We start from the raw sequence: 25,189 nt of genomic DNA, 5'->3' as shown, positions 1-25,189 counted from the left end.
CCTTCTACGTGAACACCGAACCCCAAGTCACCGAAGCCGAACTGGTCCACCGCATCTGGACCGAACTGCAACGCGCGACGGTGGACCGGCACCACGAATGGCGCACGCCGGTGCTGGCCACCACCGGGCTGGACGGTCTGCCCCAGGCCCGTACCGTGGTGCTGCGCACGGCCGATGCCACGGCTTCACAACTCAGCTTTTTCACCGACTGCCGCAGCCCCAAGGTGGCGGAGCTGCGGGCCACACCCACCGCCGCCTTCGTGTTCTGGAGCCACCGTTTGAACTGGCAGCTGCGCCTGCGGGTCGGCACGCAGGTACACGTTGATGGTTCTTTGGTCGACGCGGCCTGGGCGCGTGTCAGCCCGTCGACCGCTGCGAGCGACTACCGCGCCCCGCAAGCGCCGGGTTCGACCTTGCATGCCCTTGCAGACCCCCAACCGGGCACGCACCACCTGGCCGTGGTAACCGCGCGCATCGAACACATCGACTGGCTGGAGCTGGCCCGCGAAGGCCACCGGCGCGCCCGCCTGACCCAGAACACCCTGGCGTGGCTTGTGCCCTGACCTTCATCGATGGCTCGGCGGCCCGAGCACGGCGCGCGCGAGCCGGTCCACTGCGGCAAACAACTCTTCCACCGTGTTGGGCTTGTAGATCAATTCGCTCACGCCCGCCGCCGGTGCCTGGACGCGCAGTTCTTCGGAGATGTAACCCGAGGTGATAGCCACGGGCGAGTCGGGCCGCAGAGCCTTGACGGCGCGCGCAAAGTCCAGCCCCGACATGCCGGGCATGTTGTAGTCGGTGATCACCAGGTCGAAGGGCTCGGCATGGTCGCGAACCGCTGCAAGCGCCTGGCCTGCGTGGGTGAACACCGTGAGACGGTAGCCCTCGCGCTGGAGCAGGCGCTTCATGAGGAACGCGATCATCTCGTCGTCGTCCACATACAGAATGTGCGCCCCCTGGGGCGCGGCAGCCCGCTTCGGGGGGAGTTGTTGCACCATGGGCGCCGGAGGGGCCGAAGCCGCGCCGACCGTGGCCGGAAAGCAGACCGAAAAGGATGAACCTTCCCCAGGCGCACTCTGCATCTCCATCACCGCTTCGTGGTCGCGCAAGATGCCATGCACCACCGCCAGGCCCAGGCCTGTGCCCGTCCCGGGCGGCTTGGTCGTGAAGAAGGGCTCGAACATGCGCGCACGCGTCTCGTCGCTCATGCCCTGCCCGTTGTCGCTCACGGTCAATCTGGCCCATGCGGTCTGCGCCGCGCCCACCACAGGGCCTTGATGCGCCTCCAGCCGGACCGCAACATGCCCTTGCGCGGCACCGCGAACCGCCTGCCAGGCGTTGGTGCACAGGTTGAGCAGGACCTGTTCGATCTGGGTGGCATCGGCCAGCACACGCGGCACGTCGGGCCCGATGTGCAGGCTCAGGTTCACGCCGGCTGGCAAGGTGGCGCGCAACAACCGCACCGACTCTTCGACCACTGGCGCCAGTTCGATCACCTGGCGTTCGAGCAGCTGGCGTCGGCTGAAGGCGAGGATCTGCTGCACCAGATCGCGCGCGCGCCGGCTGGCCTTGCGGATCTCCGTCAAGCTTGTGCGCGCCGGGCTGTCGGCGGGCACATCGTCCAGCGCCAGCTCCACATTGCCGATGATGGCCGCCACGATGTTGTTGAAGTCGTGCGCCACGCCGCCCGCCAGCGTGCCCAGCGCCTCCATCTTTTGCGACTCGCGCAGTTGCGCCTGCAGCTGCGCCCGGATCGCCTCGGAGTCCCGTCGCTCGGTCAGGTCAAAGTCGATGCAGTAGAACTCGGGTTCGTGGCCGGGGATGTTCAGGTACACATGGCTGGAATACACCTCCACCGAGGAACCGTCCTTGCGACGCAGCGTGAGATCGGCGGACGGGATCGGCAGGCCGCTTTCGATCATTTCGGTCACCGCGCCCACCACGCCGGCGTGCACTTCGGGCGGAATGATCAGGTCCAGCAAGCTCTTTCCAATGGCCTCGGTGGCCGAATAGCCGTACAGGCGCTCCGAGGCCTGGTTCCAGTAGCGGGTGCTCAGGTCCAGCCCATAGCCCTGCACCGACACATTCGGCACGTACTCCAGCAGCTGACGAAACCGCGCCTCGCTGTCGCGCATGGCGTCGCCGGAGCGCTTGCTGTCGGTCACATCCACGATGACGGTGTTCCAGAACACCCCACCGTCTTCCATGCGCTGCGGCCTGCCCGTGCCATGCAGCCACTTGCGACGGCCCGACGCCGTGGTGATGCGCCATTCATGCACCCAGTCCTCCAACGTGCTCGCGGAAGCCAGGACCGACGCCCGCATGCCCACCAGGTCCTGTGCATCCACCAGCGACCACAGCAGGTCGGCGTCTTGCTCGGCGGCTTGCGGGGCCACCTCCCAGATTTCGTGGCAGCCCCGGCTCATCCAGCCGATGCGGTGCTCTCCCCCGGGCCCCAGCACATACTGCAACAACGCGCCGGGCATGTGCTCGGCCATCGTGGCAAAGATCGGCTCGCGAGATGAAGCGCCAGGATCGGATCTGAAGCTCAAGGTCGGCCTCCGTGACGGTGGTGACAGTCCTTACAGTATCGACTGCTTCCGCACTTCCGAAAACACTTGTCCCTGCTTCACCATCACCATGACCTCTGATACCAACGAACCCATTCACCAAGACCGTCTCTGGGACGACGGGCACTGGACCGCCCGCGTGATCAAGAACGAAGACGACGACGGTTGGGCGGTGGCCATGCACCTGAACGGCGCTACCGAACCTGCCCTCGTGGGCCCCTGGACCATGGGCCGCGACAAGAAGAACCCCAAGCCGCTGGACACGGCGGCCTTCAACACTCTGGTGAAAACCGCCAAGGAAGTCATTCGCCGCTCTGAACAGCAACTGCATGCGCAGCTCAACAAGAACGTCACCGTGACGGTCGATGGCCAACGCATCCGGGTCGCTCTGGCCATCGTGCCGGACGAAGAAGGCGCCACCGCGACCCTGAGTGCGGTGAATGAATTTGACGAGGAACTGGCCCGTGTGCCCGCTCCGCCGACCTTCAAGCTCTCGGTCGACAGCGCGCAAGCATGGATTGCCGCCGGCTTTGCGCGGCCGCGCTGACATTCAAGAACTCGGGCGCCGACAACTGAAAAAGCCCGCAACCTTTCGGTTGCGGGCTTTCAGATCTCAATGGTCGGCGTGGCGGGATTCGAACTCGCGACCCCTTGCACCCCATGCAAGTGCGCTACCAGGCTGCGCTACACGCCGACAAGCCTCGAATTATAGCTGCCAAAGACAGGCTTTCAGACCGTGTGACGAAGAAGCTCGCGTATTTCGAGCAACTCACGGCGGACCTCATGGACCAGCAATCCCGTACCTGCAATCACTTCGTGGCTGCGTTCGTTGGTTGAGGTGGGCGCTTCGTCGTGAATCACGGCATCCAGATCGATCACATCGATGGCTTCGTCTTCGTCTTCGCCGCGGCGCTTTTCCCGTTCGGCCTGAACGAGCTCCTGCAGCTTGTTGCGCGCTCCGCTGATGGTGAAACCCTGGTCGTACAGCAGCTCCCTGATGCGGCGGATCATCAGCACCTCGTGGTGCTGGTAGTAACGCCGGTTGCCGCGCCGTTTCATGGGCCGCAGCTGCGTGAACTCCTGCTCCCAGTAACGCAGCACGTGCGGCTTGACACCACACAATTCGCCGACTTCACCGATGGTGAAGTAGCGTTTTGCAGGTATGGGAGGGAGCGTTTTTTCCATGAAAATCAAGGCGGTACAGACCGAAGCTTGAATTTACTCTAACAAGCACGGGCGTGCGCGGAGCGGGGCGGAATTCTGTGTGAAATGTTGCAAACACCACCGAGCGGCGTCGCATACGACCGCTCGGCAGCGCTAGCCGACCGCTTGGCGCCAAACCAAGAACGGATGCAGGAACCCCGGGCGAGGCCGGCGCTCCGAGAGCTCGCGGAGAGCCCTGCAAAGTGACAAGGAATCGCGGTTCAAACGCCGATCACGGCGGTCTGCACCTGTTCCTTGAGCTTGGGGCTGGCGTGGAAGGTGACCACGCGGCGAGCTTCAATGGCCACCGGCTCGCCGGTGCGCGGGTTGCGACCGGGGCGTGGCGCCTTGGTGCGGATCTGAAAATTGCCAAAGCCCGAAATCTTCACATCGGTGCCCTCGACCAGGCTGTCGGTGACGAGATCGAAAAAGGCGTCGATCATGTCCTTGGACTCCCGCTTGTTCAGACCGATCTGGTCAAACAGCATCTCGGCCAGTTGGGCTTTGGTCAGTGCCGGGGTTTCCAGGCTTTCAACTGCGAGTTCCATGCGGTGCTTCTCCATCCTCGTTCGGTCAGGCGCGCAGCCGGGCGGCCACACGCGTTTGCAGGGACTCGAGTGCCGCCTTGACGGTGGCCTCGATGTCTTCGTCGGTCAGTGTAGCGTCGTCACGGTTGAGCACGAGTCGCACGGCGAGGCTTTTTTCGTCGGGCGCCAGGGCACCTGCGGCACCCGCTTCTGCCTGCTTCTTGGGCCGGTACACATCAAACAGCACCACGTCGCGCAGCCAGGCACTGGCAGGCGCGCGAATCGCGTCCACCAAGGCCGCATGGCTCACGCCCTCCTTGACCACGATGGCCAGGTCGCGCTCGACGGCCTGGTGACGGCTCACCGGCTGATACACCGGAACGTCGCGTGCCAGCACGGCGTCGAGCTCCAGCTCGAACAACACCGGTGCCTGCGCCAAGTCGTACGACTGGCGCCAGCGCGGATGCAACTCGCCCACATGGCCGATGCACCGGCCCTGCAGCCAGACGCTGGCACAGCGGCCAGGGTGCATGGCCGGGTGTTCGTCGACGCGAAACTCGGGCTTCAGCGGCGCGAGCAGTGCCTGCACATCGCCTTTGGCATCGAAGAAATCGGCCACACGCTCTGTTGTGCCCCATTGCAGCGTGTCCACCGCACCAAAGCTCAATCCGGCCACGCGCATGGGCTGGTGGAACCCGGCCACACTGGTGTCGCTGTCGAGAACCGAAGCGTCCTTGTGGAACACGCGACCCACCTCGAACAGGCGCACGCGCTCGGCGCGGCGGTCCAGGTTGAACTTGAGCACAGCCACCAGGCCGCCGATCAGAGACGAACGCATCACGCTCATCTGGCTGGCGATCGGATTGAGCAGGCGGATCGGGTTGGCGTTGCCAGCGAGCTCATGCTCCCAGCGCTCTTCGACGAAACTGAAATTGATGGTTTCCTGGTAGCCGAGCTGGGCCAGCAGCCGACGCACAGCAAACGGGCCGCGTTGGGCTTCAGGGCGGATCTTGGCGGTGATCGGCGCCAGTGGCGGCGTCTCGGGCAACTGGTTGTAGCCCACCACACGCGCGACTTCTTCGATCAGGTCTTCCTCGATCTGGATGTCGAAACGGTAGGCCGGCGGCGTGACCGTGATCGTGCCCTCGCCCTCTTCCAGGTCCAGCCCGAGCCGGCGCAAGGCGCCCGCGCACTGTGCCTGCGTGAGCGGCATGCCGATGACCTTGTTCGCGCGCGCCACGCGCAACATCACCGGTTTGGCCACCGGCAGGTTGACCACGTGGTCGTCCATTGGCCCGACCTGACCGCCGCAGATCTCGAGCACCAGTTGCGTGATGCGTTCGATGTGCTCGACAGTGGTCGATGGGTCCACGCCGCGCTCGAAACGGTGCCCGGCGTCGGTGGAGAAGTTGTAGCGGCGTGAGCGGCCGGCAATCGCTTTGGGCCACCAGAACGCGGCCTCGATGTAGATGTTCTGCGTGTCGTCGGACACGGCGGTCGCGTCGCCGCCCATGATGCCGGCCAGCGACTCCACAGCCTGGTCATCAGCAATCACGCCCACAGACGAGTCGACCGTGACGGTGTTGCCGTTGAGCAGTTTGAGGGTCTCTCCCTCGCGACCCCAGCGCACCTGCAGTCCGCCGTGGATCTTGTCGAGGTCGAAGATGTGCGACGGACGACCGAGTTCGAACATCACATAGTTGGAAATGTCCACCAGGGGCGTCACGCTGCGCTGACCGCATCGCGCCAGACGATCGACCATCCACGCTGGCGTGGCGGCGCGGGTGTTCACGCCACGCACGATGCGGCCGGTGAAGCGACCGCACAAATCGGGCGCTTGCACCTGCACCGGCAAGCGGTCCTGCAACGACACCGTTGCGGCGGGAAACGTCGGCTCGACCAAGGGCGAACCCGTGAGCGCCGACACTTCGCGCGCGATGCCGTACACGCTCAGGCAATGCGCAAGGTTGGGCGTCAGCTTGAGGGTGAACAGCATGTCGTCGAGCAGCAGCTGTTCGCGGATGTCGCGACCCGGCACCGCATCGGCGGGCAACTCCAGCAACCCCCCGTGGTCTTCACTCAGCTTGAGTTCGCGCGCGGAGCACAGCATGCCCTGGCTCTCCACGCCGCGCAGTTGGCCCAGATTGATCAGGAACGGCTTGCCGTCTTCACCCGGCGGCAACTCGGCGCCCACCAAAGCGCACGGGACCTTGATGCCCACGCGCGCATTGGGCGCACCGCACACGATGTTGAGCAGCCTGCCCTGCCCCACGTCCACCTGACACACCCGCAAGCGGTCGGCATTCGGGTGTTGCTCGGCGGACTTGATTTCGCCCACCACGATCTTGGAGAACGGCGGTGCCACAGGCTGCAGCTCTTCCACTTCCAGACCGGCCATGGTCAGGGTGTCGGCCAGTTGCTGGCTGGTCAGGGGCGGATTGCAGAAGGCACGAAGCCAGGATTCTGGGAATTGCATGTCGGTGTCTTTGCGCGAGGGATCAACGGAATTGCGACAGGAAGCGGACGTCGCCGTCAAAGAACAGGCGCAGGTCGTTCACGCCGTAGCGCAACATGGTCAGGCGGTCCGGGCCCATGCCGAAGGCAAAGCCGATGTACTTCTCGGGGTCCAGGCCCATGTTGCGCACCACGTTCGGGTGCACCTGGCCGGAGCCCGCCACTTCCAGCCAGCGGCCGGCCAGCGGTCCGCTCTGGAACTGGATGTCGATCTCTGCGCTGGGCTCAGTGAACGGGAAAAAGCTCGGGCGAAAGCGCAGCACGAGATCGTCCGATTCGAAGAAGGTGCGGCAGAAATCGGTGAAGACGAACTTCAGGTCCTTGAAGCTCACGTTCTCGCCCACCCACAGGCCTTCGCACTGGTGGAACATGGGCGAGTGTGTGGCGTCGCTGTCCACACGGTAGGTACGGCCGGGCGCGATCACGCGAATCTCGGGCATGGGTTGACCCGCATCCAGCGCAGCTCGGTGGCGCTTGACGTGTTGCACCGCATGGCGGATCTGCATCGGGCTGGTGTGGGTGCGCAGCAGGTTGGGCGCTTTTTCGCTGCCGCCTTCGACGTAAAACGTGTCGTGCATCGAACGCGCCGGGTGGTCCTCGGGCGTGTTCAGCGCGGTGAAGTTGAACCAGTCGGACTCGATTTCGGGGCCCTCGGCCACTTCAAAACCCATGGAGCCGAAGATGGCCTCGATGCGCTCCAGCGTGAGGCTCACCGGGTGAAGACCACCCTGCCCGCGCTGACGACCTGGCAAGGTCACATCCAGCGCCTCGGCCTTGAGCTGGATCTGCAACTCGGCATCGGCCAACGCCTGACGGCGCTCGGTCAGCGCGGCTTCAATCGCCTGCTTCGCCAGGTTGATCGCAGCGCCACGGGTCTTCTTCTCGTCAACAGGCAGCGCGGCCATGCCCTTCATCAGCTCGGTGATACGGCCGGCCTTGCCCAGGTACTGGGCCTTGGCATTTTCCAGATCGGCCGGGGTGGTGGCCTGCGCAAAGCCTGCGCGGGCGCTGTCGACCAGTGCGTCCAACTCGTTCATGTGTGTACTTGAATCGTTGCCAATGAAAAAAGGGGTTGAAGCCAGCGAGGGAATTCCCCTCAAGCCTCAACCCCTTTGAGCGACCGGAGATCACCGCTGTGAAGCGGTGTCCCTGTCGTGAATCAAGCGGCCAGCTTGGCTTTGACTTGCTCCACGATGCTGCCAAAGGCAGCCGGGTCGTTCACGGCCAGATCGGCCAGAACCTTGCGGTCGATTTCGATCGAAGCTTTCTTCAGACCGTTGGCGAACTGGCTGTACGTCATGCCGCATGCGCGAGCACCGGCGTTGATACGGGCAATCCACAACTGACGGAAGACGCGCTTCTTGGTGCGGCGATCGCGGTAGGCGTATTGCCCCGCCTTCATCACCGCCTGTTTGGCGATGCGGAAGACGTTACCGCGGCGGCCGCGGAAACCTTTGGCCAGAGCCAGTACTTTTTTGTGTCGGGCACGAGCCGTGACACCACGTTTGACGCGAGGCATGTGTGTTCTCCTGTTCGTCGTTGATCAAATACCCATGCCGGGCAGCATCTGCGCCATGTGACCCATGTTGGTCTCATGCACAGTGACTGCTCCACGCAGGTGGCGCTTGGTCTTGGTGGACTTCTTGGTCAAGATGTGACGTTTGAAGGCTTGGCCGCGCTTGACGGTGCCACCGGGACGAACGCGAAAACGCTTCTTCGCGCTGCTCTTGGTCTTCATTTTGGGCATCTTCATGCTCCTTTTCGTTTGTGCTCGTGAGGCGCTGCGAACCTTCCGCAGACTTGTTGGCCCCGAGCCACTTTTCATGGAAGACCTTTCGGACTTCCGGTTCGGCGTCCGGCTTTTCAGCCAGCGCCTCGGACCGGCAGGAGACTACCCTGCCTGTCCAATGCTGTTCTTCTGGTCAGCGGCCTTCAGGCTGCCGTTTTTCCTGTCTCAGGCACTGCCGCCGCTTCGGCGGGTTTCGCCGCGCCGCCACCGGTCTTCTTGCGACCGGGCGCGATCATCATGATCATCTGGCGGCCTTCCAGCTTGGGAAACTGCTCCACGATGATCGAATCGGCCAACTCGTCACGGATGCGGTTCAACAGGGCCAGACCCAGATCCTGGTGGGTGATCTCACGACCGCGGAACCGCAGCGTGATCTTGCACTTGTCACCATCGTCCAGGAAGCGCCGGATGTTGCGCATCTTGATGTTGTAGTCGCCATCGTCGGTGCCGGGCCGGAATTTGATTTCCTTGATCTCGATGACCGTCTGCTTGGCTTTGGCTTCCGCCGCCTTCTTCTGCTCCTGGTACTTGAACTTGCCGTAGTCCATCAGGCGACACACGGGAGGCACGGCCGTGGCCGCGATCTCAACCAGGTCCACGTCCAGTTCACCGGCCATGCGCAGCGCTTCAGACAGACTGACGATGCCGAGCGGCTCGTTTTCCGGGCCGTTGAGGCGAACCTCGGGAGCCATGATTTCACGGTTCAGTCGGTGTGCACGCTCTTCACGTTGGCGGCGGTCGCGAAAGTTGGTAGCTATGGTGGTTTCCTTGATGTGGGCAGTTCAGGCGACAGGGCGGCCCCTCGGCCGCCCGCATGCACATGAGGTGCGCCACGGCAGCAAGGGCATCAACCTGGATGTTTGAAATCAAACCTTGGATGAAACGTCTGCCGCAATGAGTTTGGAAAAGGCTTCCAGCGGCATGACACCGAGGTCTTTGTTACCCCGAGCCCGCACAGCCACGGCGCCAGCTTCTTTCTCTTTGTCGCCCACGACAACGATGAAAGGCAGCTTTTGCAACGCGTGCTCTCGTATTTTATACGTAATTTTCTCGTTGCGCAGGTCGGTTATGACCCTAAGCCCTTGATTTTGCAATGATTTCGCGATTTCCCGACAGTAATCGGCCTGCGCGTCGGTGATGTTGAGCACCGCCACCTGCACCGGAGCGAGCCATGTGGGCAGCGCGCCGGCGTGTTCTTCGATCAGGATGCCGATGAATCGCTCCAGGCTGCCGACGATGGCACGGTGCAGCATCACAGGGCGGTGACGGGCGCCGTCTTCACCCACGTATTCGGCGTCCAGCCTTTCGGGCATGGAGAAATCGACCTGCATGGTGCCGCACTGCCACTGACGACCGATTGCGTCCTTCAGCGTGTATTCGATCTTCGGGCCGTAGAACGCACCGTCGCCCGGGGAGATCTCGAATTCGCAGCCCGAAGCGCGCAAGCTTTCCATGAGCGCGTGCTCGGCTTTGTCCCACACTTCGTCGGAGCCAATGCGCGCTTCTGGCCGCGTGGCGACCTTGTAGATGATGTTCTTGAAGCCGAAGTCGGCGTAGACCTTCTGCAGCAGCGCCGTGTAGGCCAGGCACTCGGGCAGGATCTGCTCTTCGGTGCAGAAGATGTGGCCATCGTCTTGCGTGAAACCGCGCACACGCATGATGCCGTGCAGGCCACCGCTGGGCTCGTTGCGGTGGCACTGGCCGAATTCACCGTAGCGCAGCGGCAGGTCGCGGTAGCTCTTGATGCCCTGCTTGTAGATCAGGATATGACCCGGGCAGTTCATGGGCTTCAAGGCATAGTCGCGCTTTTCACTCTCGGTGGTGAACATGTTGTCGCGGTACTTGTCCCAGTGGCCGGTCTTCTCCCACAGCGACTTGTCGATGATCTGCGGGCCTTTGACCTCCTGGTAGCCGTTGTCGCGGTAGACGCGGCGCATGTACTGCTCCACCTCCTGCCACAGCGTCCAACCCTTGGGGTGCCAGAACACCAGGCCCGGCGCGTGTTCGTCGATGTGGAACAGGTCGAGTTCGCGACCGAGCTTGCGGTGGTCGCGCTTCTCGGCCTCTTCGATCATGGTCAGGTGCTGCTGGAGCTCGTCCTTGGTGGCCCAGGCCGTGCCGTAGATGCGTTGCAGCATCTCGTTGCGGTGGTCACCGCGCCAGTAGGCGCCAGCCACCTTCATGAGCTTGAAGTGCTTGAGCTTGCCAGTGCTGGGCACGTGCGGGCCGCGGCACAGGTCTTCAAAGGCGCCTTCGCGGTAGAGCGACACGTCTTCATTGCTCGGGATGCTGGCGATGATCTCAGCCTTGTAGTGCTCGCCCATGCCCTTGAAATGCGCCACTGCCTCGTCGCGCGGCAACACGCGGCGCACCACGGGCTCGTCCTTGTTGGCCAGCTCGGTCATGCGCTTCTCGATGGCCACCAGGTCGTCGGGCGTGAAAGGTCGCTTGTACGAGAAGTCGTAGAAGAAACCGTGCTCGATCACCGGGCCGATGGTCACCTGCGCGTCCGGGAACAGCTCTTTCACCGCATAGGCGAGCAAGTGGGCTGTGGAGTGGCGGATGACTTCCAGACCATCGGCGTCCTTGGCGGTGACGATGGACAGCGGGCTGTCCTGCGTGATGAGGAAACTGGTGTCGACCACCTTGCCGTCAATCTTGCCAGCCAGTGCGGCCTTGGCCAGACCGCTGCCGATCGAAGCGGCCACCTCGGCCACGGTGACCGGGCCGGGAAATTCGCGTTGGGAACCGTCGGGGAGCGTGATGTGCAACATGGGGTGGTCCAGAAAACAAAAAAGCGCGGCAGGGGCCGCGCTGGTGGGGGTCGAAAGGGAATCGGGCAGGCGCGAACTGCAGGCCTTAGAAGGCCGGGAGGGTGATCTCCTGAGTTCGCGGTGTCATAACCAGATTGCCTTTCTCGCTCTTGCTGATTCAAAGAGCACAAATTTTCCCACAAAAAAGCCCGGGACTGGCCCGGGCTCCTTGTCTCCTCCAACCGCTCTGTGGCGGACTCGGGGATCTCAGTGGAACTGCTCTTCTTCGGTCGAGCCGGTCAGGGCCTTCACGCTGGAGGAGCCGCCCTGGATCACGGTGGTCACGTCGTCGAAGTAACCGGCGCCCACTTCCTGCTGGTGCGACACGAAGGTGTAGCCCTTGTCGCGTGCGGCGAACTCGGGTTCCTGCACCATGTTGACGTAGTGCTTCATGCCTTCGCCGCGGGCGTAGGCGTGGGCGAACTGGAAGGTGTTGAACCAGTTGATGTGGATGCCGGCCAGGGTGATGAACTGGTACTTGTAGCCCAGTGCGGCCAGGTCTTCCTGGAACGAGGCGATCTGCTTGTCGTTGAGGTTTTTCTTCCAGTTGAACGACGGCGAGCAGTTGTACGACAGCAACTTGCCAGGGCAAGCAGCTTGCACGGCTTGTGCGAACTCGCGGGCAAAGCCGATGTCGGGCACGCCGGTTTCGCACCACACCAGATCGGCGTAGGGCGCGTAGGCGATGCCGCGGCTGATGGCTTGCTCGAGGCCGTTCTTGACGCGGTAGAAACCTTCTTGCGTGCGCTCACCGGTCAGGAAAGGCTTGTCGTTGGCATCGTGGTCGCTGGTGATCAGGTTGGCGGCTTCGGCGTCGGTGCGGGCCAGCACGATGGTGGAAACACCCATCACGTCGGCGGCGAATCGCGCGGCGATCAGCTTCTCGCAGGCCTCTTGCGTAGGCACGAGCACCTTGCCACCCATGTGGCCACATTTCTTCACGGCGGCCAGCTGGTCTTCGAAGTGCACGCCGGCAGCACCGGCGGCGATCATGTTCTTCATCAGCTCGAACGCGTTGAGCACGCCGCCGAAACCGGCTTCGGCGTCGGCCACGATGGGCAGGAAGTAGTCGATGAATTCCGGGCTGCCCGGCTCGATGCCGCGGCCCCACTGGATTTCATCAGCGCGCTTGAAGGTGTTGTTGATGCGGCGAACCATGGTGGGCACCGAGTCGTAGGCGTAGAGCGACTGGTCGGGGTACATAGTCTCGGAGGTGTTGCCGTCAGCGGCCACTTGCCAGCCCGACAGGTACACGGCTTCCAGACCCGCCTTGGCCTGCTGCATGGCCTGGCCGGCGGAGATGGCACCAAAGGCGTTGACATAGCCCTTCTTGGAGCCGCCATTGACCTTGTCCCACAGCTTCTCGGCACCGCGCTTGGCCAGCGTGTGTTCGATGTTCATGCTGCCGCGCAGACGCACGACGTCGGCCGCGGAGTAGCCGCGCTTCACGCCCTTCCAGCGTGGGTTGGTGGCCCAGTCTTTTTCCAGGGCTTCGATTTGCTGCTGGCGGCTCAGTTGCTCGGTCAGGGATTGAGGCATGGGGATACTCCGTGAGGTTGATGGAACAGGGTTGGCTTCGGGTTGGAGCAAGTTCGCTTGCAAAGCCGCAGCCAGTGCCTTGACTTTAAGTCTTATAGAAGACTTTTAGAAGCTCTTATGTCTTATATAAGAGAAAAGATTTTTCCTTGTTTATCAAAGACATCTTTGCCTGCTTTCTCAATGCAAAATTCTTTTTCTTGTATCAAGAAATTTTTCTGCACCGCAGCATTCTATGATTTCGTATTGCGGAATCACGTGACCTCATTCCGAAAAGTGAAGGCGCCGAGCCTTGGGGCATGATCCAGCCCACTTTCGAACCGGCCGATCTTGTGAATCCCATCCCTCCCCTGAACCGCTGGTGGGCTTATGCCTGCCTCGCATTGAGCATGTCCCTTGTAGGCAGCTACGTGGCCCTGTCCAAGCCGCTGGTGCTCGTGTTTCCCATCTTCCTGCTGGCCTGGTTGCGCTTCGGCATTGGTGGGCTGGCCATGTTGCGCTGGCTCAAGAAGCCGCCGGGCGAACCGCCGATCACGCCGCACACCCGCGGGTTGCTGTTCCTCGAATCCTTCCTGGGCAACTTCCTGTTCTCCATCTGCATGCTGTTTGGCGTGAGCATGACCACGGCGGTGGCGGCCGGCGTGGTCATGTCGTCGATTCCGGCGGTGGTGGCCGTGCTGAGCTGGATCTTTTTGCGCGAACGCATCGGCTGGCGCAGCGCGGCCGGCATCGCGTGTGCGGCGCTCGGCATCGGCCTGTTTTCGCTGCAGAAGGTCGACACCGGCGTGGCGGTGGACAGCAGTGGTCCGCTGGGCATCAGCCGCGCGCTGCTGGGCAATCTGCTGGTGTTCGCGGCGGTGGTGTGCGAGGCCTCCTACGTGGTGATCGGCAAGCGCCTCACCGAAGGCCTTGGACCCAAACGCATCTCGGCCATCATCAATCTGTGGGGCTTTGCGCTGGTCACGCCGTTCGGGCTGTGGGCCGCATGGTCGTTCGATTTCGGCACGGTGAGCTTGCCGATCTGGACGCTGCTGGTGTTCTACGCGCTGGCGGCCAGTGTGTGGACCGTGTGGCTGTGGATGACCGGTTTGAAGACGGTCCCGGCCTCCCAGGCCGGGGTGTTCACGGTGATGCTGCCGGTGAGCGCGGCGGCCATCGGTGTGCTGTTCATGGGCGAGCGCCTGACAAGCTTGCAGGTGGTTGCTTTCGGCATCGCGCTGCTCGGGCTCGTGCTGGCCACCCTGCCCCAGCGTCGCCCCGCTCAAGCCTGATTCAAAGGCACCAGAGACCGGTGGGCTGTGTGATGCCCATCCACAAGGCCCAGCCGGACGTGGCGGCCAACGCCAGGCCGGCCAGACGAATGCCCCAGGAGCCGGAGCGCGCGCCGTTCAGGCGCAGCAGCAGCCAGGGCGCGGCGGTCAAGGAGATCGATGTGCCGATGGAGAACAGCGCCATGATCGCCGCGCCCTCCAGCGCGTTGGCCGAGAGTGACGCCACCAGCAGAGCCGAATAGAGCAAACCGCAAGGCATGAGCGCCCATGCCACGCCCAGCACCACCGGCGCGCGCTGACCCATGGAGGTCAGCACCGGGCGCGCCTTGCGCCAGATGTTCTGACCCAGGGTCTCGATCCAGGCGGGCTGGCGTGCGCGCCAGATCAGCACCACACCCAGCAACAATGCGGCCACGTGGAACGAGGTCCACACCGGGCGGATCGCCGTGGTGTTGGTGCCCAGCCAGGCCAGCCCTTGCACCGAGCCTGCGGCAAACGCACCGAACAAAGCGTAGCCGACCATGCGGCTGAGCTGGAAGGTCCACAAGGCCTGGGTGCTGCGCGCACCCGCAGCGCGGCTGATGCCGGCGCACGCGGCACCGCACATGGCCACGCAGTGGGGACCACCCACCACGCCCATGAACAAGGCCGTGATCGCCATCGAGGTCTGCATGGATCAGATGATCTTCGAAAACCGCGCCCGATCCATGTCCACCTGCAGATTCTTGTCGAACACCATGGCGATCGCCCGCACCAGGTACCAACCGGCCTCGGTGACCTGCACGCCCGTGGCGTCCAGACGCACCAGCCCGTGCTCGGCCAGGCCCGCCAGCACTTCAAGCTCTCGCGCAAAGTGCTTCCGGAAGTTGATCAGGTGTCCGAGTTCGATCGACTCGAACTGCAGCTCGCCCTGGCACATCAGGGACATGATCACCGCGCGGCGCAACAGATCGTCGCGCGTGAGCGCCAGGCCACGCACGATGGGCAGGCGGCCCTGGTCGAGCATGTCCCGGTACTCCTCCAGCGTCTTGGCGTTCTGGCTGTAGGTGGCGCCGATGCGGCCGATGGCGGAGACGCCGAGCGCGATCAGGTCGCAGTCGGGCTGGGTGCTGTAGCCCTGGAAGTTGCGGTGCAGCCGGCCCTGGCGCTTGGCCACGGCCAGCGCGTCGGTGGGCAGTGCAAAGTGGTCCATGCCCACGTACACGTAGCCGGCGTCCTGCAGGGCGTCGAGTGAGGCCGAAAGCATGGACAGTTTGGCGCCGCCGCTGGGCAGTTCGGCGGCAATGATGCGCCGCTGCGGCTTGAAGCGCGACGGCAAGTGGGCGTAGGCGTAGAGCGCAATGCGGTCGGGCCGCAGGTCGTTGACCTGGGCGAGCGTGCGCGCAAACGACTCGGGCGTCTGCAGCGGCAGGCCGTAGATCAGGTCCACGTTGATGGACTCGAAGCCGATGCGCCGCGCGGCGGCCACCAGCGCAAACACCTGCTCGGCGGGCTGGATGCGGTGCACCGCCTTCTGCACCGTGGGATCGAAGTCCTGCACACCGAAACTCAGGCGGTTGAAGCCCAAGCGCGCCAGCGTGCGCAGGCGCTCTTCGGTCACGGTGCGCGGGTCCACCTCGATCGAATATTCGCCGCCGGGCACCAGCGTGAAGTGCGAGCGCAGCATGCTCATGAGGTCTTCGAGTTCGGCGTCCGACAGGAAAGTCGGCGTGCCGCCACCCAGGTGCAACTGCGACACGTGTTGCCCGGGGCCCACGTGCGCCACCTGCAACTCGACCTCCAGCGCCAGGTAGCGCAAGTACTCGGCCGCGCGGTCGTGGTGCTTGGTGATCACCTTGTTGCAGGCGCAGTAGTAACAGACCGATTCGCAAAAAGGTATGTGCACGTAGAGCGAGAGCGGCAACGCCATGGAGCCCGCCTTGCGCTGCTCCAGCGCCTGGACGTAGTCGTCCTCGGTGAAGGCTTCAACGAACCGGTCGGCTGTGGGGTACGAGGTGTAGCGCGGTCCGGGAATGTCGAAACGGCGCAGCAGATCGTCGGAAATGGTGTGGCTCAAGGGGTGTCTCCCAATCTAGGGAGCCACTGTGCAACAGGCCCCGCGCGCGGGCCTTGATCTTCATCAAGCAGCGCAGCATGATCCGCAAGACACCACCATCGACTCCCCACGGGGGTATGCTGTGGCCTGTCACACATTCCCCGGATTCTGTATGGATGCCCACACGATCAAAGTTGCCTGCTCCAGCTGCAACCTTCGCGAACTCTGCCTGCCCATGGGTTTGAACGCGGACGAGATGGTCAAGCTGGACCGCGTGATCTCCACCCGCAAGCGCATCAAGCGTGGTCAGGCGTTGTTCAACGTGGGCGACAAGTTCACGTCGCTCTATGCCGTGCGCTCGGGCTTCTTCAAGACCTGTGTGACCACGGCCGATGGCCGCGACCAGGTGACGGGCTTCCAGATGACGGGCGAAATCATCGGCATGGACGGCATCGTGAGCGACCACCATTCCTGCGACGCCGTGGCACTGGAAGACGCCGAGGTCTGCATCATGCCGTTCGACCAGGTGGAAGAGCTTTCGCGCGAGTTCACCACGCTGCAGCACCACGTGCACAAGATCCTGAGCCGCGAGATCGTGCGCGACCACAGCGTGATGCTGCTGCTGGGCAGCATGCGGGCCGAAGAGCGGCTGGCTGCCTTTCTGCTGAACCTGGTGCAGCGCCTGCATGCGCGCGGCTTCTCGCAGTCCGAATTTGTTCTGCGCATGACGCGCGAAGAGATCGGCAGCTATTTGGGCATGAAGCTGGAGACCGTGAGCCGCACGTTCTCGAAGTTCGCCGAGGACGGCATCATCGACGTGAAGCAGCGCCACGTTCACATCAAGAACGTGGAAGCACTGCGCCAGATCGTCAATCCTCAAACGTGCATTTGAGGCCCCCACGCTCCGCCGCTGCGCGGGTCGCTGCCCCCCGAGGGGGCTGATCCGGCTTGGGGCGGCCCGGCGCCGGATCGCGCACCCCGCTCCCCGCTCCCCGCTACGCCGCTCAGAGCTCGGACGGCGGCAGGCTCAGCAGCGTGGTGAGCGCACTCGACGCCATCGTCAGCGCCCAGAACACAAAAAACGCCAGTGTGTAGACCGCCTCGCGCGACAGCGCCAGCGGAGCGCCAAACCAGTGCAGGTCGCTCGGGTCGACCAGCGCAAACACCACCATCTCGAGCACGGCCGCCACCAGAAAGGCGGGCCAGGCAATCACCATCAGGCGTTTTCCCCACATCGGCTGGTCTCCCCCTTGTTGTGATGGCCAATCACTCGGCCGGAATCACCGGTGAAGCCGCGTTGTTGCGCGCCTGGTGGGCCGGTTGCAGCTTGGCCAGCGCGTCGATGCGCGCCTGACCCTGCAGCGCATGGGCGGCCTTGTAGTCGCGCTGGTAGTCGGCCTTGTTGAGCACCGGATCGGCCCCGTTGATGGCGAAGAAGGCGGCCGTGAGGCTGGCCGCCACGCCCACCAGCGGCGCGCCCACCACCAGCCACATCTGTGGCGTTCGCCACCAGGCGGCTGCAGTGTCGGGTGAAGTTTTGTTTGAACTCATGGGAATCTCCTGAAATACGGCGGGTTCAGCGCGGCACGAGGAAGGCGGCCTTCTCGGTCACGCGGGCCACCTCGTCGCCGGTGGAACGGATCTCGAACTGGATCGGGTGCGAGCCGGTGGACGCGGTGCCGGGCGGGATCTGCACCCGCACCGCAGCCGATCGCACCTCGGTGGGCAACACCTCGACCTCGGTGACCGGATCGAGCGTGATGCCTGGCAGACCCGAGACGCTGATGGCATAACGCTGCGTCTCCTCGGTCGCGTTCATGATCTGCAGTCGGTACACGTTCTCGATGCGGCCCTGCTCCACCATGCGCGCCATGGAGCCGCGGTCTCGCATCACGTCCACGCGCAGCGGCGTTCGCATGTAGAGGCTCACGCCCACCGCTGTCGTGATGGTGAGCAGAATCGCCGAATACACCAGCACACGCGGACGCATGGCGCGCTTGAGCATCTGTTTCGTGTCCCAGCCCTGCTGCATGCCGTTCTGCGTCGAGAACTTGATGAGGCCGCGCGGGTAGCCCACCTTGTCCATCACGTCGTCGCACACGTCCACGCAGGCCGCGCAACCGATGCACTCGTACTGAAGACCTTTGCGGATGTCGATGCCGGTGGGGCAGACCTGCACGCACATGGTGCAGTCGATGCAGGAGCCCAGCCCCAGCGCCACCGGGTCGGCCTTTTTGGAGCGCGGGCCACGTGGTTCGCCGCGCTTCTCGTCGTAGGTCACGATCATCGTGTCCTTGTCGAACATGGCGCTCTGGAACCGCGCATACGGGCACATGTACTTGCACACCTGCTCGCGCAGAAAGCCGGCGTTGCCATACGTGGCGAAGCCGTAGAAGAACACCCAGAAGGTCTGCCAGGGGCCGAGCGACGCGGCCAGCGAGAGCGCAGCCAGTTCGCGGATGGGTGTGAAGTAGCCGACGAAGGTGAAGCCGGTCCAGAGCGCAAATGCAATCCACAGTACCTGCTTGAGTACCCGCTTGCCGAGCTTGGCGGCCGACATGTTGGCCGCGTCCAGCCGCAGGCGGGCCGAGCGGTCGCCCTCGACCTTCTTCTCGATCCACAGGAAGATTTCGGTGTAGACCGTTTGCGGGCAGGCAAAGCCGCACCACAGACGCCCGGCCACCGCGGTGAACAGGAACAGCGACAGCGCCGAAATGACCAGCAGACCCGTGAGGTAGATGAAGTCCTGCGGGTACAGCACCAGGCTGAAGATGTAGAAGCGGCGAACTTCGAGATCGAACAGCACCGCCTGGCGTGCGTTCCACTCCAGCCAGGGCAGACCGTAAAAGACGATCTGCGTGATCCACACCATGAGCCAGCGCCAGTTGGAGAACACGCCCGAAACCGAGCGCGGGTGGATCTTCTGGCTGGCCGCGTACAGCGACACCATCGCTTCATCGTCCACTGCGGCGGGCACGATGGGGATGACGGTGGCGGAGGGCTTGGTGGTGGACACGGGTGGTTTCAAACGGACTCAGTTCGCCGCGGCCGCGGGTTTGTTCGACATTCCCCAGACATACGCGGTCAACACGTGGATCTGGTCGGCGTTGAGTTTGCCCGCCTGTGCCGGCATCTGGTTGGTGATGCCGTTGGTCACGGCGCGCACGATGGCCTCTTCACCCCAGCCGTGCAGCCAGATGCCGTCGGTGAGGTTGGGCGCACCCAGTGCGGTGTTGCCTTTGCCGTCCGCACCGTGGCAAGCGGCGCAGACCGCGAACTTGGTGCGACCGAGCGCAGCGCGAATCGAGTCGTGCGGCGTGGCCGAGAGGCTGAGCACATAGTGCGCCACGTTGCGCACGTCATCCGGCGTGCCCACAGCGGCGGCCAGCGGCGGCATCATGCCGATGCGTCCTTGCGTCAGCGTGGTCTTGATCGCGGCCGGTTCGCCGCCATGCAGCCAGTCGCCGTCGGTGAGGTTTGGGAAGGTGCGGGCACCGCGGGCGTCCGAACCGTGGCACTGTGCGCAGTTGTTCATGTACAGCCGCTCACCCACCGCCATGGCGGGTGCGTCACCTGCGAGTTGTTCGGGCGAGAGACCGTTGAAGCGGGCGTAGATGGGCGCAATGTCTTGCTGCATCTTGTCCACCTCGGCCTGGTGCTGACCTTGCGAAGACCAGCCCAGAACGCCTTCGTATTTGCCGAAAGTCGGGTACAGCACACCGTAAACGAGCGCGAAGATCACGGTGATGATGAACAGGTACACCCACCAGCGTGGCAGCGGGTTGTTCATCTCCTGCAAGTCTTCGTCCCACACATGACCGGTGGTGTTGTCGGCGCGTGCCTTGACCTTGGTGGTGCCACTGATCCAGAGCAGGACCGCGCAGGCCAGGATGCTGACCAGGGTCAGCCCGGCCACGTACCAGGACCAGAATTCGCTGGTGAAATCACTCATGATGTTTCTCTTGTTCTGACAGGTTCGCGGGGTTCACTCGTCCTGGAAGGGCAACTGGGCCGCTTCCTCGAAGCGGTCCTTGTTGCGCTTGGACCAAGCCCAGGCCACGATGCCCAGGAAGGTCAGCAGGCTGACCAGGGTGACGATGCTGCGCAGGTCGTTGATGTCCATGGTGTCCTCCGTGGGTTCACTTGATCGCGGTGCCGAGCACCTGCAGGTAGGCCACCAGCGCGTCGAGCTCGGTCTTGCCCTTCACGTCGGCGGGGGCCGCTGCGATCTCTTCATCGGTGTAGGGCGCGCCCAGGGTGCGCAGCACCTCCATGCGCCGCGGCACACTGCCCTCGTTCACGGTTTTCTTTTCCAGCCATGGGTAGGCCGGCATGTTCGACTCGGGCACCAGGTCTCGCGGGTTGGTCAGGTGCACGCGGTGCCATTCGTCGCTGTAGCGTCCGCCCACCCGGTGCAGGTCGGGCCCGGTGCGCTTGCTGCCCCACTGGAAGGGCCGGTCGTACACGAACTCACCGGCCAGCGAATAGTGGCCATAGCGCAGCGTCTCGGCCTGCAGCGGCCGGATCATTTGCGAGTGGCAGTTGTAGCAACCCTCGCGCACGTAAATGTCGCGTCCGACGATCTGCAGCGCGGTGTAGGGCTTGAGGCCCTCCACCGGCTGGGTGGTGGACTTCTGGAAAAACAGCGGAACAATCTCCACCAGTCCACCGACCGCGATCACCAGCACGATGAGCACAATCATCAGAAAGTTGTTGGTCTCGATCCGCTCGTGCGTGAAACCCTGGGGCTTGTCTTGGTTGGCCATGTTGTTGTCCTCAGGCGTGGGCAGGGTTGATGGCGGGAATGCGCACTTCGGGCACCTGGCCGTTCCTGACCGTCATGAAGGTGTTCCATGCCATGACCAGCATGCCGCCGAGGTACAGCAGGCCACCGAGCAGGCGGATCACGTAGAAGGGATAGGTGGCCTTGACGGACTCCACGAAGGTGTAGGTCAGGCTGCCGTCGGGGTTGATCGAGCGCCACATCAGGCCCTGCATCACACCGGCAATCCACATGGCCGCGATGTAGAGCACGATGCCGATGGTGGCGACCCAGAAGTGGATCTCGATGGCGGGCACCGAGTACATCTTCTTCTGGCCATAGAGGCGCGGGATCAGGTAGTACATGGATCCCATGGTCACCAGACCCACCCAGCCCAGGGCGCCGCTGTGCACATGGCCCACGGTCCAGTCGGTGTAGTGGCTCAGGGCATTGACCGTCTTGATCGACATCATCGGACCTTCGAAGGTCGACATGCCGTAGAACGAGAGCGAGACGATCAGGAATCGCAGGATCGGGTCGTCGCGCAGTTTGTGCCAGGCGCCCGAGAGCGTCATGATGCCGTTGATCATGCCGCCCCAGCTGGGCGCGAGCAGGATGAGCGAGAACACCATGCCCACCGATTGTGTCCAGTCGGGCAGGGCGGTGTAGTGCAGGTGGTGCGGGCCGGCCCACATGTAGGTGAAGATCAGCGCCCAGAAGTGCACGATCGACAGGCGATACGAATACACGGGGCGCTCGGCCTGCTTGGGAATGAAGTAATACATCATCCCGAGGAAGCCGGCGGTGAGGAAGAAGCCCACCGCGTTGTGGCCGTACCACCACTGCACCATGGCGTCCTGCACACCGGCATAAGCGGAGTAAGACTTGAAGCCGTCCACCGGCAGTGCCGCGCTGTTGACGATGTGCAGCATGGCCACGGCCAGGATGAAAGCACCGAAGAACCAGTTGGCCACGTAGATGTGGCGCACCTTGCGTTTGCCGATGGTGCCGAAGAACACCACCGCGTAGGCCACCCAGACCACCGCGATCAGCAGGTCGATCGGCCACTCGAGTTCGGCGTATTCCTTGCCCGAGGTGAGACCCAGCGGCAGCGTGATGGCCGCCAGCACGATCACCAGTTGCCAGCCCCAGAAGGTGAAGGCCGCCAGACCGTCGGAAAAGATCCGCGTCTGGCAGGTGCGTTGCACCACGTAGTAACTCGCGGCGAACAGGCCGCAACCACCGAAGGCGAAGATCACCGCGTTGGTGTGCAGCGGGCGCAAGCGCCCGTAAGACAACCATTCAATGCCCAGGTTGAGCTCGGGCCAGGTGAGCTGGGCGGCAATGATCACGCCCACCAGCATCCCCACCACCCCCCACACCACCGTCATGATGGTGAATTGCCGCACCACTTTGTCGTTGTAGACCGCCGATGGGCTGGCCTGGTTTGTCACGGACATACAGAACTCCTCGCAAATGTCACTCGTTGAAGTGTCTTGTGCGATGGAGCCCGGCGCCTTGACCTACATCAAGCGGACTCAATCGCTTTTGAGAATCCGCTCACCTTCGCGCTCGATGTTGTCGAACTGCCCCGACTGCAGCGCCCACCAGAACACGCCGATGATTCCGAACACGATCAGCACGGACAGGGGAATCAGCAGGTAGAGGATGTCCATGAAAGTCGGGCTCGCGAAGTGTTCCAGGAGGTCGAGGCCATGCTACGCCGATGCGGGCGCAGAAACCGGATTGATCGACGAGGAGGCTGGGGTCTTCCCCGCCAGGCGCAAGGCGTTGCCGATCACCAGCAGCGAGCTGCCCGCCATGCCCAGGCCGGCCAGCCAGGGCGGCATCCACCCCACCAGCGCCAGCGGCACGGCGACCACGTTGTAGGCGGCCGCCCAGATGAGGTTCTGCCGCACCACACGCAGCGTGGCCCGGGCCTGGGTGAGTGTGTGCACCACATCCATGACCTGCCCGCCCTGGATCACGTAGTCGGACTGGGCCTGCGCCAGTGGCGCGGCATGGCCGAGCGCAAACGAGGTGTCGGCGCGCGCGAGCACCGGTCCGTCGTTGAGCCCGTCGCCCACCATCGCGATGGTGAGACCCTGCGCCTGCAAGCGGGTGACCTCATCCAGCTTCTGTTCGGGCGTGGCACCGGCGATCACGTGGTCCACCCCCACCGCCTGCCCCACGGCTTCGGCGGCGCTTGCCCTGTCACCCGAGAGCAGCCAGGTGCGCACGCCCAGCGCACGCAGCGCAAGCACCGCCTCGCGCGCGTCGTCGCGCAGGCCTTCTTCCAGCGTGAAGCTGGCCATCCAGCCATGGTCGTCGCTCAGGTGCGCGCGCGGCGCGTCTTCAATCGCATCGGCCAGGGGCGCCCCGCAGAACGCGGCCGAGCCCAGCCGCACCCCGGTGCCGTCGGGCAGGCGTGCCTGCATGCCCTGCCCCGCCACCTCGCGCACATCCACCAGCTGCTGCCCTGTGGAATGCTGCGCCAGCGCACGGGACACCGGGTGGAGCGAGCCGGCGGCCAGTGCGCCGGCCAGGGCCAGCGCACGATCGCGGCCCACCCCGGCGCGCGTGGCGACTTCGCGCAACACCAGACGGTCGTGGGTGAGCGTGCCGGTCTTGTCGAACACCACCGCGTTGATGCCCGCCAGCACCTCGAAGGCCTGCAGCCGTCGCACCAGAACCCCGCGGCGCGCCAGCGCCCCGGCCGAACTGAGCATGGCCGCCGGCGTGGCCAGCGAGAGCGCACACGGGCAGGTGACGATGAGCACGGCCACCGCCACTGCGAGTGCGCGCGTGTGGTCGATCTGCCACCAGTACACCCCGGCCACCGCCGCTGCCAGCAACACCAGCAACAGAAACGGCGCCGCGATCCGGTCGGCCAGGATGGCCAGGCGGGGCTTCTCGGTGGAAGCCTGTTCCATCAGTTTGACGATCTGGGCAAAGCGCGTGTCGCGCCCCACCTGCATCACGCGCATGCGCACGGGACCACCCAGATTGAAGCTGCCCGCCACCACGCCCTGCCCTTGCTCGCGTGTGACCGGGCGCGATTCGCCGGTGAGCAGCGCCTCGTCCACCGTGGCGCGCTCGCTCAGCAGTTCACCGTCGGCCGCAAAGGCCTGGCCCGCCTGCACCCGAACCACGTCGCCCACCACCAGCCGGCGCACGGACACCGTCTCCAGGCCCTGGGCGGTCTCGCGTTCGCAGACCTCGGGGAGCCGGTTCATCAGACTGTCGAGCGCGCCTGCCGTGCGGTCGCGCGCCTTGAACTCGAGGTAGCGCCCGCCGAGCAGGAAAAACACGAACATGGTCAACGAGTCGAACCAGACCTCGGCACCCCAGGGTCCCGTGGGGTCGAAGGTCGCGGCCGAGCTCACCAGGAAAGTGACGAGGATGCCGATGGACACCGGCGTGTCCATGCCCACACGGCCGTGCTTGAGGTCGCGCCAGGCACTCTCGAAAAAGGGGCCGCTGGCAAAAAACACCACCGGCAGGCTGATCACCCAGCTGGCCCAGCGCAGCAACTGGTCGATGTCGGCCGGGATCTCGCCCGGCTCGGTCACATACGCCGGCCACGCGTACATCATCACCTGCATCATGCAGAAGCCCGCGACAAACAGGCGCCACAAACCCTGCCGTGTTTCGCGCAGTCGCTCGCTGATGCCCAGCGCCTGTTGCATGGGCAGCAGCCGGTAGCCACGCTCGCCCACCACCTGCGCCAGGCTCGACATGCGCGTGGCTGACGGGTCCCAGCGCAGCGTCAGCCGGCGTGTGGCCGCGTGCACCCGGGCCTGCTGCACGCCGGGCAGGCCTTGCAGGGCCGACTCCACCGTGTCGGCGCAGGCGGCGCAATACATGCCCTGCACCATCAATACCGATTCGGCGAGATCACCATCGGGCTGTTCAATGCGCTGGGTGAAGGTCTCCTGCTCCACCGGATCGTCGAGCACCGCAAAGTTGTCGGTGACGGTGAGCGGGCCCCGGTGGTCGCCCAGCCAGCTGGGGGCCGACGGTACGGAATCGGGGTCGGCAAGCGGGGGCCGCACCGGGAGCGTGGCAACGGCCTGGTTCATGGCTTGAGCGTAATCGGGGTCTTGCTTCATGGGCTTGATCCAAGTCAACCACAAGCCGGCCAGCTGCGCTACCCTGCGGGCTCGAAC

25 protein-coding genes and 1 tRNA gene are annotated in these 25,189 nt (G+C 64.1%); 4 read left to right on the top strand and 22 right to left on the bottom strand.

The features are described from left to right. The first annotated feature begins 8 nt into the window (after positions 1–8). Entirely contained in the window at positions 9–563 is a 555-nt protein-coding gene (locus tag BSY239_RS07255; RefSeq protein WP_069046252.1) for a pyridoxamine 5'-phosphate oxidase family protein, read from the top strand. Positions 564–566: 3 nt separating this feature from the next. Here the strand turns inward: BSY239_RS07255 and BSY239_RS07250 are convergent, their stop codons facing one another. After that, the gene (locus BSY239_RS07250; RefSeq protein ID WP_172823085.1) at positions 567–2,552 is read right to left on the bottom strand and encodes a hybrid sensor histidine kinase/response regulator; all 1,986 of its coding nucleotides are present in this window, start codon (positions 2,550–2,552) and stop codon (positions 567–569) included. Positions 2,553–2,640: 88 nt separating this feature from the next. Between BSY239_RS07250 and BSY239_RS07245 the strand changes: the two genes are divergently transcribed. After that, the gene (locus BSY239_RS07245; protein WP_172823084.1) at positions 2,641–3,117 is read left to right on the top strand and encodes a hypothetical protein; all 477 of its coding nucleotides are present in this window, start codon (positions 2,641–2,643) and stop codon (positions 3,115–3,117) included. Between the two features lie 70 nt (positions 3,118–3,187). Here the strand turns inward: BSY239_RS07245 and BSY239_RS07240 are convergent. The 10 genes from BSY239_RS07240 to aceA all read right to left on the bottom strand — a co-directional run bounded on the left by BSY239_RS07240 (position 3,188) and on the right by aceA (position 12,955). Continuing rightward, positions 3,188–3,264, bottom strand: a tRNA-Pro gene (locus tag BSY239_RS07240). A gap of 35 nt (positions 3,265–3,299) precedes the next feature. Then, on the bottom strand, positions 3,300–3,755 hold the full coding sequence (locus BSY239_RS07235) for a MerR family transcriptional regulator (protein WP_069048848.1): 456 nt from the start codon (positions 3,753–3,755) through the stop codon (positions 3,300–3,302). Between the two features lie 239 nt (positions 3,756–3,994). Further along, positions 3,995–4,321: an integration host factor subunit alpha gene (locus BSY239_RS07230; RefSeq protein ID WP_069048847.1), complete on the bottom strand. Its 327-nt coding sequence runs from the start codon at positions 4,319–4,321 to the stop codon at positions 3,995–3,997. Between the two features lie 25 nt (positions 4,322–4,346). Further along, positions 4,347–6,776, bottom strand: a complete 2,430-nt coding sequence (gene pheT, locus BSY239_RS07225; RefSeq protein ID WP_069046250.1) for a phenylalanine--tRNA ligase subunit beta — start codon at positions 6,774–6,776, stop codon at positions 4,347–4,349. Between the two features lie 22 nt (positions 6,777–6,798). Beyond that, positions 6,799–7,851 (bottom strand): phenylalanine--tRNA ligase subunit alpha, encoded by a 1,053-nt coding sequence (gene pheS / locus BSY239_RS07220; RefSeq protein ID WP_069046249.1) that lies wholly within the window; start codon positions 7,849–7,851, stop codon positions 6,799–6,801. A gap of 122 nt (positions 7,852–7,973) precedes the next feature. After that, positions 7,974–8,333: a 50S ribosomal protein L20 gene (gene rplT / locus BSY239_RS07215; protein ID WP_069046248.1), complete on the bottom strand. Its 360-nt coding sequence runs from the start codon at positions 8,331–8,333 to the stop codon at positions 7,974–7,976. 24 nt (positions 8,334–8,357) lie between these two features. Beyond that, positions 8,358–8,561: a 50S ribosomal protein L35 gene (gene rpmI, locus BSY239_RS07210; protein ID WP_069048846.1), complete on the bottom strand. Its 204-nt coding sequence runs from the start codon at positions 8,559–8,561 to the stop codon at positions 8,358–8,360. A 185-nt stretch (positions 8,562–8,746) separates the two neighbouring features. Beyond that, positions 8,747–9,361, bottom strand: a complete 615-nt coding sequence (gene infC, locus BSY239_RS07205; RefSeq protein WP_083239854.1) for a translation initiation factor IF-3 — start codon at positions 9,359–9,361, stop codon at positions 8,747–8,749. A gap of 108 nt (positions 9,362–9,469) precedes the next feature. Beyond that, positions 9,470–11,377 carry a threonine--tRNA ligase gene (gene thrS / locus BSY239_RS07200; RefSeq protein ID WP_069046246.1) on the bottom strand — a complete coding sequence of 636 codons (1,908 nt, stop codon included), beginning with the start codon at positions 11,375–11,377 and terminating at the stop codon, positions 9,470–9,472. A 246-nt stretch (positions 11,378–11,623) separates the two neighbouring features. Further along, positions 11,624–12,955: an isocitrate lyase gene (gene aceA / locus BSY239_RS07195; protein ID WP_069046245.1), complete on the bottom strand. Its 1,332-nt coding sequence runs from the start codon at positions 12,953–12,955 to the stop codon at positions 11,624–11,626. 296 nt (positions 12,956–13,251) lie between these two features. On the opposite strand from aceA, the gene BSY239_RS07190 reads away from it, so the two are divergent. After that, a complete protein-coding gene (locus BSY239_RS07190; RefSeq protein ID WP_083239853.1) occupies positions 13,252–14,223 on the top strand; it encodes a DMT family transporter in 972 nt (323 codons plus the stop codon). Between the two features lies 1 nt (position 14,224). Here BSY239_RS07190 and BSY239_RS07185 read toward each other — a convergent pair whose 3' ends face one another. Beyond that, positions 14,225–14,896 carry a sulfite exporter TauE/SafE family protein gene (locus BSY239_RS07185; protein WP_069046244.1) on the bottom strand — a complete coding sequence of 224 codons (672 nt, stop codon included), beginning with the start codon at positions 14,894–14,896 and terminating at the stop codon, positions 14,225–14,227. A 3-nt stretch (positions 14,897–14,899) separates the two neighbouring features. Continuing rightward, positions 14,900–16,279, bottom strand: coding sequence for an oxygen-independent coproporphyrinogen III oxidase (gene hemN / locus BSY239_RS07180; RefSeq protein WP_069046243.1), 1,380 nt, complete (start codon positions 16,277–16,279; stop codon positions 14,900–14,902). A 151-nt stretch (positions 16,280–16,430) separates the two neighbouring features. On the opposite strand from hemN, the gene fnr reads away from it, so the two are divergent. Further along, positions 16,431–17,150 (top strand): fumarate/nitrate reduction transcriptional regulator Fnr, encoded by a 720-nt coding sequence (gene fnr / locus BSY239_RS07175; RefSeq protein WP_069046242.1) that lies wholly within the window; start codon positions 16,431–16,433, stop codon positions 17,148–17,150. A 112-nt stretch (positions 17,151–17,262) separates the two neighbouring features. Here the strand turns inward: fnr and BSY239_RS07170 are convergent, their stop codons facing one another. The 9 genes from BSY239_RS07170 to BSY239_RS07130 all read right to left on the bottom strand — a co-directional run bounded on the left by BSY239_RS07170 (position 17,263) and on the right by BSY239_RS07130 (position 25,132). After that, positions 17,263–17,493: a hypothetical protein gene (locus tag BSY239_RS07170; RefSeq protein WP_069046241.1), complete on the bottom strand. Its 231-nt coding sequence runs from the start codon at positions 17,491–17,493 to the stop codon at positions 17,263–17,265. Positions 17,494–17,524: 31 nt separating this feature from the next. Continuing rightward, the gene (locus BSY239_RS07165) at positions 17,525–17,809 is read right to left on the bottom strand and encodes a hypothetical protein (protein ID WP_069046240.1); all 285 of its coding nucleotides are present in this window, start codon (positions 17,807–17,809) and stop codon (positions 17,525–17,527) included. Positions 17,810–17,834: 25 nt separating this feature from the next. After that, positions 17,835–19,286 (bottom strand): cytochrome c oxidase accessory protein CcoG, encoded by a 1,452-nt coding sequence (gene ccoG / locus BSY239_RS07160; RefSeq protein WP_069046239.1) that lies wholly within the window; start codon positions 19,284–19,286, stop codon positions 17,835–17,837. Between the two features lie 6 nt (positions 19,287–19,292). Continuing rightward, on the bottom strand, positions 19,293–20,210 hold the full coding sequence (gene ccoP / locus BSY239_RS07155; RefSeq protein ID WP_069046238.1) for a cytochrome-c oxidase, cbb3-type subunit III: 918 nt from the start codon (positions 20,208–20,210) through the stop codon (positions 19,293–19,295). A 33-nt stretch (positions 20,211–20,243) separates the two neighbouring features. Next, the gene (locus BSY239_RS07150; RefSeq protein ID WP_069046237.1) at positions 20,244–20,381 is read right to left on the bottom strand and encodes a cbb3-type cytochrome oxidase subunit 3; all 138 of its coding nucleotides are present in this window, start codon (positions 20,379–20,381) and stop codon (positions 20,244–20,246) included. A gap of 16 nt (positions 20,382–20,397) precedes the next feature. Next, complete coding sequence (gene ccoO / locus BSY239_RS07145) at positions 20,398–21,024, bottom strand: cytochrome-c oxidase, cbb3-type subunit II (protein WP_069046236.1); 627 nt, start codon at positions 21,022–21,024, stop codon at positions 20,398–20,400. Between the two features lie 10 nt (positions 21,025–21,034). Continuing rightward, complete coding sequence (gene ccoN, locus BSY239_RS07140; protein WP_172823083.1) at positions 21,035–22,480, bottom strand: cytochrome-c oxidase, cbb3-type subunit I; 1,446 nt, start codon at positions 22,478–22,480, stop codon at positions 21,035–21,037. A gap of 78 nt (positions 22,481–22,558) precedes the next feature. After that, positions 22,559–22,696: a cbb3-type cytochrome oxidase assembly protein CcoS gene (gene ccoS / locus BSY239_RS07135; RefSeq protein ID WP_069046235.1), complete on the bottom strand. Its 138-nt coding sequence runs from the start codon at positions 22,694–22,696 to the stop codon at positions 22,559–22,561. Positions 22,697–22,738: 42 nt separating this feature from the next. Beyond that, positions 22,739–25,132, bottom strand: a complete 2,394-nt coding sequence (locus BSY239_RS07130; RefSeq protein ID WP_236944152.1) for a heavy metal translocating P-type ATPase — start codon at positions 25,130–25,132, stop codon at positions 22,739–22,741. Between the last annotated feature and the right edge of the window lie 57 nt (positions 25,133–25,189).

Origin of the sequence: Hydrogenophaga sp. RAC07, from assembly GCF_001713375.1 — a bacterium.
GTDB lineage: Bacteria > Pseudomonadota > Gammaproteobacteria > Burkholderiales > Burkholderiaceae_C > Hydrogenophaga.
Note: the sequence above shows the minus strand (reverse complement) of the source record. Positions and strands in the feature narration are given on the sequence as shown.

What these genes read in the sequence shown, in the direction of transcription:
- BSY239_RS07245 (WP_172823084.1), top strand. Translation starts at nt 2,641, where the DNA reads ATGACCTCTGATACCAACGAACCCATTCACCAAGACCGTCTCTGGGAC.
- BSY239_RS07235 (WP_069048848.1), bottom strand. Translation starts at nt 3,755, where the DNA reads ATGGAAAAAACGCTCCCTCCCATACCTGCAAAACGCTACTTCACCATC.
- BSY239_RS07230 (WP_069048847.1), bottom strand. Translation starts at nt 4,321, where the DNA reads ATGGAACTCGCAGTTGAAAGCCTGGAAACCCCGGCACTGACCAAAGCC.
- pheT (WP_069046250.1), bottom strand. Translation starts at nt 6,776, where the DNA reads ATGCAATTCCCAGAATCCTGGCTTCGTGCCTTCTGCAATCCGCCCCTG.
- pheS (WP_069046249.1), bottom strand. Translation starts at nt 7,851, where the DNA reads ATGAACGAGTTGGACGCACTGGTCGACAGCGCCCGCGCAGGCTTTGCG.
- rplT (WP_069046248.1), bottom strand. Translation starts at nt 8,333, where the DNA reads ATGCCTCGCGTCAAACGTGGTGTCACGGCTCGTGCCCGACACAAAAAA.
- rpmI (WP_069048846.1), bottom strand. Translation starts at nt 8,561, where the DNA reads ATGCCCAAAATGAAGACCAAGAGCAGCGCGAAGAAGCGTTTTCGCGTT.
- thrS (WP_069046246.1), bottom strand. Translation starts at nt 11,377, where the DNA reads ATGTTGCACATCACGCTCCCCGACGGTTCCCAACGCGAATTTCCCGGC.
- aceA (WP_069046245.1), bottom strand. Translation starts at nt 12,955, where the DNA reads ATGCCTCAATCCCTGACCGAGCAACTGAGCCGCCAGCAGCAAATCGAA.
- BSY239_RS07190 (WP_083239853.1), top strand. Translation starts at nt 13,252, where the DNA reads ATGATCCAGCCCACTTTCGAACCGGCCGATCTTGTGAATCCCATCCCT.
- BSY239_RS07185 (WP_069046244.1), bottom strand. Translation starts at nt 14,896, where the DNA reads ATGCAGACCTCGATGGCGATCACGGCCTTGTTCATGGGCGTGGTGGGT.
- fnr (WP_069046242.1), top strand. Translation starts at nt 16,431, where the DNA reads ATGGATGCCCACACGATCAAAGTTGCCTGCTCCAGCTGCAACCTTCGC.
- BSY239_RS07170 (WP_069046241.1), bottom strand. Translation starts at nt 17,493, where the DNA reads ATGTGGGGAAAACGCCTGATGGTGATTGCCTGGCCCGCCTTTCTGGTG.
- BSY239_RS07165 (WP_069046240.1), bottom strand. Translation starts at nt 17,809, where the DNA reads ATGAGTTCAAACAAAACTTCACCCGACACTGCAGCCGCCTGGTGGCGA.
- ccoP (WP_069046238.1), bottom strand. Translation starts at nt 20,210, where the DNA reads ATGAGTGATTTCACCAGCGAATTCTGGTCCTGGTACGTGGCCGGGCTG.
- BSY239_RS07150 (WP_069046237.1), bottom strand. Translation starts at nt 20,381, where the DNA reads ATGGACATCAACGACCTGCGCAGCATCGTCACCCTGGTCAGCCTGCTG.
- ccoO (WP_069046236.1), bottom strand. Translation starts at nt 21,024, where the DNA reads ATGGCCAACCAAGACAAGCCCCAGGGTTTCACGCACGAGCGGATCGAG.
- ccoN (WP_172823083.1), bottom strand. Translation starts at nt 22,480, where the DNA reads ATGTCCGTGACAAACCAGGCCAGCCCATCGGCGGTCTACAACGACAAA.
- ccoS (WP_069046235.1), bottom strand. Translation starts at nt 22,696, where the DNA reads ATGGACATCCTCTACCTGCTGATTCCCCTGTCCGTGCTGATCGTGTTC.
- BSY239_RS07130 (WP_236944152.1), bottom strand. Translation starts at nt 25,132, where the DNA reads ATGAAGCAAGACCCCGATTACGCTCAAGCCATGAACCAGGCCGTTGCC.